The 229-nt window shown below is 44.5% G+C and carries 1 protein-coding gene; it reads right to left on the bottom strand.

Translation table 11 applies throughout. The annotated features are described in order from the left end of the window. On the bottom strand, positions 1-229 hold a 229-nt coding region (locus E4T71_RS09635; protein ID WP_245165742.1), incomplete at both ends, for a Rib/alpha-like domain-containing protein.

The following is a 229-nucleotide window of genomic DNA, read 5'->3' as shown; positions in this document are numbered from 1 at the left end:
GCAAGTCTCCTAGATTTGCAATAGATTTAGATGGATCTACTTCCTCACCTTGTTTAACGGTCTGATCTTGCGCTACTGGTGTGTTCTTATCCGCGTCGGTTAGTTCAGAAACTTTAACAGTTACTGGAACCTTGTCCGTTGAGCCATCTGGATACGTTACCACAGCTGTTGCTGGTTTATCTCCTGGTGTGGTTGTATCTACTGGACTCTCAAAGCTTACCTTTGTACC

Source organism: Streptococcus sp. WM07, from assembly GCF_004570525.1.
GTDB lineage: Bacteria > Bacillota > Bacilli > Lactobacillales > Streptococcaceae > Streptococcus.
This window is presented reverse-complemented; position numbering and strand designations above follow the sequence as displayed.